General features: G+C 41.0%; 10 protein-coding genes. 3 read left to right on the top strand and 7 right to left on the bottom strand.

The features are described 5' to 3' along the window. Nucleotides 1–115 precede the first annotated feature (115 nt). Both VF675_RS12815 and VF675_RS12810 read right to left on the bottom strand, forming a co-directional pair. Nucleotides 116–1,489 carry an ABC1 kinase family protein gene (locus VF675_RS12815; RefSeq protein ID WP_440205322.1) on the bottom strand — a complete coding sequence of 458 codons (1,374 nt, stop codon included), beginning with the start codon at nt 1,487–1,489 and terminating at the stop codon, nt 116–118. Nucleotides 1,490–1,632: 143 nt separating this feature from the next. After that, nucleotides 1,633–1,938: a hypothetical protein gene (locus VF675_RS12810; RefSeq protein ID WP_004973392.1), complete on the bottom strand. Its 306-nt coding sequence runs from the start codon at nt 1,936–1,938 to the stop codon at nt 1,633–1,635. 230 nt (nt 1,939–2,168) lie between these two features. Between VF675_RS12810 and VF675_RS12805 the strand changes: the two genes are divergently transcribed. The 3 genes from VF675_RS12805 (at nt 2,169) to aroC (ending at nt 4,774) form a co-directional block, all read left to right on the top strand. Continuing rightward, on the top strand, nt 2,169–2,549 hold the full coding sequence (locus VF675_RS12805) for a DUF1311 domain-containing protein (RefSeq protein WP_081406292.1): 381 nt from the start codon (nt 2,169–2,171) through the stop codon (nt 2,547–2,549). 106 nt (nt 2,550–2,655) lie between these two features. Continuing rightward, nucleotides 2,656–3,666 carry a 50S ribosomal protein L3 N(5)-glutamine methyltransferase gene (gene prmB, locus VF675_RS12800; protein WP_178318690.1) on the top strand — a complete coding sequence of 337 codons (1,011 nt, stop codon included), beginning with the start codon at nt 2,656–2,658 and terminating at the stop codon, nt 3,664–3,666. A gap of 13 nt (nt 3,667–3,679) precedes the next feature. Then, nucleotides 3,680–4,774, top strand: a complete 1,095-nt coding sequence (aroC, locus tag VF675_RS12795) for a chorismate synthase (protein WP_004973401.1) — start codon at nt 3,680–3,682, stop codon at nt 4,772–4,774. A gap of 252 nt (nt 4,775–5,026) precedes the next feature. Here the strand turns inward: aroC and VF675_RS12790 are convergent, their stop codons facing one another. The 5 genes from VF675_RS12790 to cydP are packed head-to-tail and all read right to left on the bottom strand — an operon-like array spanning nt 5,027 to nt 8,376. Further along, nucleotides 5,027–5,326: a cyd operon YbgE family protein gene (locus tag VF675_RS12790; protein ID WP_004973403.1), complete on the bottom strand. Its 300-nt coding sequence runs from the start codon at nt 5,324–5,326 to the stop codon at nt 5,027–5,029. A 4-nt stretch (nt 5,327–5,330) separates the two neighbouring features. Further along, entirely contained in the window at nt 5,331–5,432 is a 102-nt protein-coding gene (gene cydX, locus VF675_RS12785; RefSeq protein ID WP_004860610.1) for a cytochrome bd-I oxidase subunit CydX, read from the bottom strand. A gap of 24 nt (nt 5,433–5,456) precedes the next feature. Continuing rightward, nucleotides 5,457–6,602 carry a cytochrome d ubiquinol oxidase subunit II gene (gene cydB, locus VF675_RS12780; RefSeq protein ID WP_004973405.1) on the bottom strand — a complete coding sequence of 382 codons (1,146 nt, stop codon included), beginning with the start codon at nt 6,600–6,602 and terminating at the stop codon, nt 5,457–5,459. A 2-nt stretch (nt 6,603–6,604) separates the two neighbouring features. Beyond that, nucleotides 6,605–8,185, bottom strand: a complete 1,581-nt coding sequence (locus tag VF675_RS12775; RefSeq protein ID WP_096900849.1) for a cytochrome ubiquinol oxidase subunit I — start codon at nt 8,183–8,185, stop codon at nt 6,605–6,607. After that, nucleotides 8,185–8,376, bottom strand: coding sequence for a cytochrome oxidase putative small subunit CydP (gene cydP / locus VF675_RS12770; protein ID WP_070155611.1), 192 nt, complete (start codon nt 8,374–8,376; stop codon nt 8,185–8,187). The genes VF675_RS12775 and cydP overlap by 1 nt, the downstream gene beginning before the upstream one ends. Nucleotides 8,377–8,669 lie beyond the last annotated feature (293 nt).

The following is an 8,669-nucleotide window of genomic DNA, read 5'->3' as shown; positions in this document are numbered from 1 at the left end:
TTTTATAGAAATCTACGCTTTTAAAATAAATTGACCTAAATGACAATTGCATCTAGTGGGCAACAATCATTTAGGTCTATATAACAGCTTTGATCAAAGAAATAAAAGTTGGGACTTAAATAAACTTTTGAATCATTTTGCGGACATTGGTTTTCGCATCAATCACGGTCATAAAGGTGTAGGCACCAATAAATTTACGGCTAATAAACATAAATTCTTTAGGCGGCACACTAAAGTAACGCGAAGCCATTGATTTAGATGCTTGTTGCATGACACGGCTATGCAGCTGACTTTTTTTCCAGTCATAGCGCGATTGTTCATCCATCACGCCTGCAGGTAAATCGCGGTTATTGTCTAAGTGACTAAAGGCTTCGGTTGCCAATAGAAACACTTTTGCCATGTCAGGTTTAATGCTTTCAGGAATACTGTCAAAAAACTCATAACCCGTCATGGCATTCACCATCATTTGTGGGTCGTGGTAATAACCCGCCTTGATCAAATTACGCGCCACAGTCAGCAAGTGTTGATCAAATTGACGAATAGCACCAAAGTCGAGCAGTACAATTTTATCGTGAATATCTTCACCATTACCTAAGCGAACTAAGTAGTTGCCAAAGTTCGGGTCAGTCTGCATTTCGCCCCATTCAAATACTTCACGCACAGCAATTTCTAAAGAGGCTTCGCCTAATTGGTTACGGCGTTCTTGAGGTAATGAGAGCATGACAGGGCTGTTAATCGGTACGCCACGTTCAAAGGTCATACACAGCACTTGGTCGCTACAGTATTCATCCACAATTTGCGGCACAATGTAGCGCGGATCATCTTTTAAACGGGCAGCAAAACGACGTGTCGTTTCCGCTTCAATTTGATAGTTGACTTCACGATGCATCATTTCACGCACTTCATCAAACCACTGATCAAATTCACGGGTTTGCGGCACCATGCGTGTCAATTTGAGCATATTTCTAAATAGGCTCATGTCTGAGTCAATCGCATCTGCTACGCCTGGATATTGGATTTTTAATACCAACTCCAAACCATCCGACTTGCAGGTCGCGCGGTGAACTTGAGCCAAAGAGGCTGTACCTAATGGCTCATGATCAATAGTGAGATCATCAAGTTTGGCACCTAACTGTGCCTGTAATTGCTGTTTAATTGCAGGCCATGCCAATGCGACAGTCTGGTTATTCAGCGTGTTGAGTGCTTGCGTAATTTCTTCAGGTAAAAAATGTTCGCCGTACAGCGCCATCATTTGCCCAATCTTCACGATAGAGCCTTTGAGTTTGCCAATTTCAGCCACCAAGTAATCGGCTTGTTCTTTCATGGCTTTTTTTCGTTTACGTTCTTTTTCTTCTTCGCTTGAAAACATAGAGGTGGCATTCGAGGCTGCCCATCGTGTTCCTGCAAGTAAAGATGCCTTTGCGATGGATAAGCGTCGATCCATAGAGGAAGTCTTGAGTTGTTTAAGCTTATCGTTCTGATCTGACATTAAAATCAATCCTTAAATCAGCAATACGCAGGAAAATTAGATTGTAACGGATATTAGCGCGTCTTAACGTATTAAAAAAGTTCAACTTGCTGAACGACGAGTTTCCTCGTGAAAAAAGTATGAAAAACGGCTTAAAAGTACTTTTACATCCGATATTGCACTTTGGTTTCGGCTTTTTTCATCAATTGCGCTTTGTTGTCTTGGATAAATTTGAGAATCATCAATTTTACAGAATCGTGTAAAAAACCATGCGCATATCCCTTAACAATAATCACGCTGGGCAAACTAAAAAATAGATATTTGGCATCATCTAATGACGCATTTTCAAAAATGCCGTTTTCAATCAAAATTTGCTGAAAAAATTGTTTTTCAATCAAGACTGCATCAGAGTGGTTGTCGTTCCAATAGCTTTGGCGCATGGCCATCAAATTATTGTGTTTGTAGCTCATAAGGCTGAAAGCTTCATCTATAAAATGAGTAATTCAATTATTGGGATATTGTCACATTTTTCAATGATTATTGTGCATTTATCATCGACTCAGCTATAAAAAGCAGGAGATTGACTATATGCTTTTTAACCTGAATCTTGTAGCATCAATACAGCAATTTGGGTTTTTTAAAATTATAAAATATTGAAAATTTACCGCGCTTTAAAAACAGACTACGCTCAGGGGAAAATATGAAAGTTTGGACATTTACACTATTGGGGATGCTGACTTTGGGTACAGCTCAAGTTTGGGCGAATGGCGTTTCACAAGGCTATACGCAATGTATGAACAATAGTTATGGCAAAATTTCTCAATCGCAAAAATGTATTAAAACTGAGCAAAAAGCACAAACTAAACGACTCAAAAAACACTATAAAGCCTATGTGAAACGCAGCGCAGGCAATGCCAATAATATTCAACAACAGCATCAACTTTGGGAAAACCGTGTAAAACAGCGCTGCTATTTATCTACTCAAAGTGATTTTGCGGAATTGCAGCGCGCGCAATGTGTTTTGCTACAGACAGTAGAGCGTGCAGATTATTATCAAGGGCAGTTTGTGGGAATCAAATAAGTAAAACCATAGCAAATAAATTACTTGGAAACTGCTTAAACATTATAAAACCGAGCAAAACAAGGTATCATAAGGCGTTTTAAAATTTGACCTTGGAGCGCCTTAAGTGGATCGACCGACAATTAGCCCTGAACATTTGCAGGAAGCTGCTGAAAACCTATCAACCATTCGTGATTTTATTCGCTTTGGGGTTACAGCACTACGTCAATACGATGCACATTTAGGTCAAGGTACAGAAGATTATTTTGCAGAAAGTTCTGCATTGGTGTTACAAACTTTGTCTTTAGACTGGAATGCAGACGCTGAAATTTTAGATGCAAAATTATTGCCGAGCGAAGCAGCTGAATTTTTAAGCTTGCTCGAACGCCGTATCAATGAAAAAGTACCAACTTCTTACTTATTAAACTTGGCGTATTTCTTCGGAAAACCATTTTATGTAGATGAGCGTGTTCTAATTCCACGTTCACCTATTGCCGAGCTAATTGAAAATCGTTTTGCGCCATATTGCCTAGATGAAGAAGGTCAAATGCGCGAAGCAGATAACAATTTACCAGCCAATGCTGCGCCTAAAACCCCACAACGTATTTTGGATATGTGCACGGGTTCAGGTTGTATTGCGATTGCTTTGGCTTATGCTTTTCCAGATGCTGAAGTCGATGCAACTGACATTTCAAAAGATGCTTTGGAAGTCGCACAAATTAACTGTGAACATCACAACAAACAATACCAAGTGGCGTTGCTTGAGTCTGATTTATTCGCCAAAATCCCAGCCGAAAATCAGTATGATTTAATCGTATCTAACCCGCCGTATGTTGATGCGGAAGATATGGCAGATTTACCTGAAGAATTCCATCATGAGCCAGAATTGGCATTGGCAGCAGGGCAAGACGGCTTAGATTTAGTCCGTAAAATGTTGGCACAGGCGGCAGATTACCTGACAGAAGATGGCTTAATTGTGATTGAAGTAGGTAATTCTGAATGGGCGATGAAGCAAAACTTTAACACGGTTGATTTGCACTGGTTAAAATTCCAAAAAGGTGGTTCAGGTATTTTTGCATTGACTGCAGCACAATGCCGTGAATATCGCGATTTATTTATTCAATCTGTTCAAGCATAAGGAGTCGTTGGACGTGGCAGGTAATAGTATAGGGCAACTTTTCCGTGTAACGACTTGTGGTGAATCTCATGGCGTAGGTCTGATGGCGATTGTCGATGGCGTGCCACCGGGGATTGAACTGTCCGCAGAAGATTTACAAAAAGATTTAGATCGCCGTAAACCGGGTACGTCTAAGTTCGCGACACAGCGCAAAGAACCCGATGAAGTTGAAATTATTTCAGGTGTTTTTGAAGGTAAAACCACTGGAACTTCAATTGGTTTACTGATTCGCAATACCGACCAAAAATCGAAAGACTACGGTAATATTGCACAGACTTTCCGCCCTGGGCATGCAGATTATACCTATACGCAAAAGTATGGTTTCCGCGATTATCGTGGTGGTGGACGTTCAAGCGCACGTGAAACAGCAATGCGCGTTGCAGCAGGTGCAATTGCAAAAAAATACCTGTTCGAAAAATTTGGAATTGTGATTCGTGGTCACGTCACTCAAATTGGTACAGAAAAAGCTGAAAAGCTAGATTGGAACGAAGTACCAAACAATCCATTTTTCTGTGGCGATGCCGATGCTGTACCACGTTTTGAAGCTTTGGTAACGTCTTTGCGTGAACAGGGTACAAGCTGTGGTGCAAAACTGGAAATTGTGGCTGAAAAAGTGCCTGTGGGTTGGGGCGAACCTGTTTTTGATCGTTTAGATGCCGATATTGCCCATGCCATGATGTCTATCAATGCTGTGAAAGGCGTTGAAATTGGAGATGGTTTTGCAGTGGCAGCGCAGTTTGGGCATGAAACCCGTGACGAACTGACCACTGACGGCTTTTTGGCGAACCATGCAGGCGGTATTTTAGGCGGTATTTCTAGTGGTCAAGATATTCGTGTTGCGATTGCTTTAAAACCAACAGCCAGTATTACTACACCTGGTAAAACCATTAATTTAAACCGTGAAGATACGGATGTACTGACCAAAGGACGCCATGATCCTTGCGTAGGTGTGCGTGCAACGCCAATTGCAGAAGCTATGCTTGCGATTGTATTGATGGATCATTTCATGCGTCATCGTGCGCAGAATGCCGATGTGGTTGCACCGTTTGCACCCATTGAGCCGAAATAACAATATGCTTTAAGCAAGGTGCATAATCATTGCCAAGTGCGAAAATATGTTGTGAAAAAAGCCAAACCGTAGTGTTTGGCTTTTTTCTGCCTGAGTTTTGAGCTTAGTTCTTCTTTTAGATTGTAAGTTTCAAAATTTTATACGCTGTTTTATATGGTGAAGATGCAGAGGAATGATCTGCGGCTCCTAAATATTAAGCCAATAAAAAAGAGCGCATATTGCGCTCTTTTCAAGGAATTTATTTACACCTCATTAAAGAAACCAAGTGTAATAACCCCAAATCATCAATGGCCAAGCCACAAATGGGCTAAATAACCATTTCCAAAACCAAAAGCGTGGAATAAAACCAACACCGTGTACAAAGCCACCTGAAATACCAATCATAATAAACATCATGGCACGGTGGCTATATTCACCGTTGGCATCCAGCATTGCTGCTGGATGAAGAAGCAGTACAGCTGCGAGTGGGAATGCCAATAAACATGAAATAACCATCGCAATCTTGTTCGGTTTTTGAACTGTTGTTTCAGCGTTCACTGCAGTGTCTGTCATCTAATTATTCCTCGTCAAGGTCTTGATGAGATTCAATATACAGGGCACTCAAGACACCTGCAAAGCATGCCATCAGAATACCGAGAATCCATGCAAAGTACCACATAATTTATTCTCCTTAGACACAGCCTTAGTAAAGGCTGTGTGAATTCTCTTTAATGTGCTTGTTGGTGATAACGCCCCACATTTTGTAGTAACACCAAGTGGTGTATAGCAAAATAATTGGTACGAAGATACATGCTGCAACAGTCATTACAGTTAATGTGTTTTTACTTGATACCGCATCCCACATGGTCAAGCTTGCAACTGGGTTGAGGCTTGATGGCATTAAGAATGGGAACAATGCAAAACCTGCAGTTAAAATCGCACCGATCACCGCTAAAGATGAACCTGTGAAACTTAAACCAGCTTTGTTTTTACCTGCTGCAAGAATAATCAAAATACCGCCCAAGATGCCCATAATTGGTGCAATCATGGTAATAGGGTACGCTGAGTAGTTGTTCATCCAACCTGGGTTTGCATTGGTTAAAACTTCTTTAGCCAATGGGTTTGCTACGCCGTTCGTGTCGTATGGAGTGACTAGGGTATAACCTTCGATACCACCGAAGTATAGCCATGCGCCTGCACCCAAGAAACACACAAGGAACACAATGCCCATGATTTGCGTTGCTTTTGCAGAGCGTGCACGTAAGTCACCATCGGTACGCAGCATTAACCATGCACCACCATGCGCGCAAAGCATAGACAAGCTGACTAGACCACACACTAAAGCGAATGGGTTTAATAATGCAAAGAAGCTGCCTGTATATGTTGAACGTACAGTTTCGTCTAGGGTAAATGGTACGCCAAGGAACATATTACCAAACGCAACACCGAACACTAATGCAGGAACTGCACCACCTACAGCCAAACCCCAGTCCCAAGATGTACGCCATTTGGTGTTTTCAAGTTTTGAGCGGTAGTCAAAACCAACTGGGCGCAGGAATAGGGCGAACAGAACTAAGAGTAGTGCCCAATACATGCCTGAGAATGCTGTTGCATATACCATTGGCCAAGCAGCAAATAACGCGCCACCCGCTGTAATGAACCAAACCTGGTTACCATCCCAGTGCGGTGCAATCGTGTTGATTGCAGCACGGCGTTCTTCGTCATTTTTACCTACAAATGGCATGATCGCCATTGAGCCCATGTCGAAGCCATCGGTGAGGGCAAAGCCAATGAGTAATACACCCACTAACACCCACCAAATGATTTTGAGTAATTCATATTCGATCATGCTTAAGCCTCCTCATTGGCTTTTTTCGCAGCTTCAATTTTCTCGAAGTGGTATTTACCAGTATGAAGCGAGCTTGGGCCTAGACGTGAGAATTTGATCATCAAGTACATTTCAATAATCAGCAAAACGGTATAGAACGCTGCCAATGCAATGATTGAGCCCCATACGTCGCCAGTGCTGAGTGAAGATGCAGACAAGTGTGTTGGAAGTACTTCACCAATTGTCCATGGTTGACGACCAACTTCTGCTACATACCAACCTGTTTGCGCTGCAATCCAAGGTAATGGTAATGAGAATAACGCAAATTTTAATAACCAAGGTTTGCTTTCTGCGTTGCGTTTAGCCACTGCAAAAGTTGCAAGTGCGAATAACAACAGCATTAAGAAACCAGAAGCTACCATGGCACGGAATGCCCAGAACAAACTTGGTACGTGTGGAATAGTATCCGCAGCAGCCATTTTAATTTGTTCGTCAGTCGCATCTACTACGTTTGGCGTGTATTTTTTCAACAATAAACCATAACCCAAATCGGTTTGAGTTTGCTCAAATGCAGCTTTAAGTTCAGGAGATTGGTCGCCCGCACGTAATTGCTCAAGTTGTTGATAAGCAACCATACCGTTACGAATACGAACTTCGTGGTTTGCGATCAGGTCTTTAATACCAGTCACTTCTTCGGTGATAGAACGCGTTGCAATAATCCCCATGACATAAGGAATTTTAACTGCGTAATCTGTCGTTTGCGTTTCTTCGTTTGGAATACCAAATAAAGTGAACGCTGCAGGAGCAGGGTGAGTATCCCATTCTGCTTCAATTGCTGCGAGTTTGGTTTTTTGAACATCACCTAATTCATAACCTGATTCATCACCAAGTAGAATTACAGATAAAGTAGAAGCTAAACCGAAAATTGCTGCAATAGCGAATGAACGACGCGCAAATGGCAAGTCTTGCTTTTTCAATAAGTAATAACTTGAAATCGCTAAAACGAAAATAGCACCCGTTACATAACCTGCAGAAACAGTGTGTACGAATTTAACTTGCGCAACAGGGTTAAAAATTAACGCCCCGAAGTCAACCAATTCCATACGCATGGTTTCGTAGTTAAAGGTAGAACCCACTGGGTTCTGCATCCAGCCGTTGGCAACTAAAATCCAGAGAGCGGACATATTAGAACCAAGCGCAACCAGCCACGTTACACATAAGTGCTGCACTTTGGAGAGGCGATCCCATCCAAAGAAGAATAAACCAATGAAGGTCGATTCTAAGAAGAAGGCCATTAAACCTTCAATTGCGAGTGGTGCACCAAAGATATCACCCACGTAGTGTGAGTAATACGCCCAGTTTGTACCAAACTGGAACTCCATGGTTAAACCAGTGGTTACCCCTAAGGCAAAGTTAATACCGAAGAGTTTTCCCCAGAATTTGGTCATGTCTTTATAAATTTCTTTACCAGAAATCACATACGTGGTTTCCATAATGGCAAGAATAAAAGCCAGACCTAAAGTCAGTGGAACAAAAATAAAGTGATACATCGCGGTCATTGCGAATTGGAACCGCGAGAGATCGACCACGCTTTCAGAAATCATCAACGTGTCTCCTTGATTGAGGAAGGACTGCCAGCAATACGCTCAGCAACTTGTGAATCAAAATTTTGAGGAATAGTTGGGGCATCAAACCAAATATTTTTGATGACCATTAACAGCACGACCTTAATTATTAAAATGATCGTGAGTTCACGAACTACTTTTCTATTTAAATCTTTAGGAACTAAGCTCACTTTTATAAGCCTATTTTTTAAACTGTGTTTTATATTATTAAACAAAAACATACAAAAAAAAATAGCTGGCACAGTTAAAATGCAAATATATTGTTAACTTATTATAAATCAATAGTTTGTTTTTGGGTGTTGCAGAGAATAAATGGAGGAAAGTAATATTTTTTAAACTTGACAGAAACACTTGTAATTAATAATTCAAAATCTGACTAAAATACTTATATTTTAAAAAAGCAAATCAGACTAAATTGCTATGAATAAAAATCAATCTAAAAATAGCAATAAATTAGAGATAT

The organism is Acinetobacter sp. Lyrl_1, assembly GCF_051948795.1.
GTDB lineage: Bacteria > Pseudomonadota > Gammaproteobacteria > Pseudomonadales > Moraxellaceae > Acinetobacter > Acinetobacter towneri.
Note: the sequence above shows the minus strand (reverse complement) of the source record. Positions and strands in the feature narration are given on the sequence as shown.

What these genes read in the sequence shown, in the direction of transcription:
- VF675_RS12810 (WP_004973392.1), bottom strand. Translation starts at nt 1,938, where the DNA reads ATGAGCTACAAACACAATAATTTGATGGCCATGCGCCAAAGCTATTGG.
- cydB (WP_004973405.1), bottom strand. Translation starts at nt 6,602, where the DNA reads ATGATCGAATATGAATTACTCAAAATCATTTGGTGGGTGTTAGTGGGT.
- cydX (WP_004860610.1), bottom strand. Translation starts at nt 5,432, where the DNA reads ATGTGGTACTTTGCATGGATTCTCGGTATTCTGATGGCATGCTTTGCA.
- VF675_RS12775 (WP_096900849.1), bottom strand. Translation starts at nt 8,185, where the DNA reads ATGATTTCTGAAAGCGTGGTCGATCTCTCGCGGTTCCAATTCGCAATG.
- VF675_RS12815 (WP_440205322.1), bottom strand. Translation starts at nt 1,489, where the DNA reads ATGTCAGATCAGAACGATAAGCTTAAACAACTCAAGACTTCCTCTATG.
- VF675_RS12790 (WP_004973403.1), bottom strand. Translation starts at nt 5,326, where the DNA reads ATGACAGACACTGCAGTGAACGCTGAAACAACAGTTCAAAAACCGAAC.
- VF675_RS12805 (WP_081406292.1), top strand. Translation starts at nt 2,169, where the DNA reads ATGAAAGTTTGGACATTTACACTATTGGGGATGCTGACTTTGGGTACA.